The sequence below is a fragment of the Streptomyces sp. SID1328 genome (assembly GCF_009865595.1).
GTDB classification, from domain to species: Bacteria; Actinomycetota; Actinomycetes; order Streptomycetales; family Streptomycetaceae; genus Streptomyces; species Streptomyces griseoluteus.
Map to the genome: position 1 here is coordinate 1 of NZ_WWKH01000189.1, position 959 is coordinate 959.

Annotated in this window: 1 pseudogene; it reads right to left on the bottom strand. The window is 77.8% G+C overall.

Going from position 1 to position 959, the window contains the following annotated elements:
- Nucleotides 1–959, bottom strand: a pseudogene (locus GT030_RS05720) (SMC family ATPase); the annotation flags it as partial.

The following is a 959-nucleotide window of genomic DNA, read 5'->3' on the forward strand; positions in this document are numbered from 1 at the left end:
GCGCTCTCCCGCCGCGACGAGGTCGGCGGGGGCCCGCTTGGAGGCCGCCACCGTCTCGGGCTCGGCGAGGACAGCGCGAACGGCGGACTCCTCCGACTGCCGTTCGTCCAGCCGGTGTTGGAGGGCGCGGTGGGTGGCGGGGTCCAGCAGGGCCCCGGCCGCCGCGCCGGGGGTGTCGAACCCGGCGCGATAGGCGGCGTCGGCGAGGCGGGCGTCGGCGTCCTTCAGGCGGACGGCCGCCTCCTCAGCCGTACGGACGGCGTCGGCGGCCTCGGTGAGCACGGCCGCGAGCCGCTCCAGTTGGGCGGCGCGGGCGGCGACGCTCTCGGCGGCTCCGCGCGCCCGCGTCAACTCAGACTGCAGGGTGACCTGTTCGCGGTCGAGGGTGTCGCGCCGGGTGAGCCGGGCGGCGGCCCGTACGGCGGACTGCTGACGGGCCTGGAGCCGCCGCTCGCGCTCCGCCTCGGCCCGGCGCAGCTCTTCGTGCGCGGCGTGCAGGGCGGAGGCGTCCCGGCGGACCTGCTCGAACTCCCGCTCCAGCTCGGTGACTTCGGCGGCGATGCGGTCGGCGGGGGTGTCCCCGACCTCGGCGGTGACGGCGTCGAGCGCGGCTTGCAGCTCGGTGCTGCGGCGCTCGTGCTCGACGTGCTCCCGCTCGGCCTCCTGGTGCGCGTCGAAGGCGTGCTGTTCGGCCTCGCGGTCCACGTGTCCGGCGTCCTTGCGGGCCGGGGCGGGGTGCTCGGTGGCCCCGCAGACGGCACAGGGGGCGCCGTCGGTGAGGTGGGCGGCCAGCTCGGCGGCGATGCCGGTCAGACGCTGTTCCTTGAGCTCGAGCCAGTCTCCGCGCAGCTTCTGCGCGCGCTGCCCGGAGTCCAGCGCCTGGCGTTCGGCGGCCGCGACCTCGGAGGTCAGCCGGTCGCGGCGGCGGGCCGCGTCGAGCCGCCGCCGGGCGGGGTCGC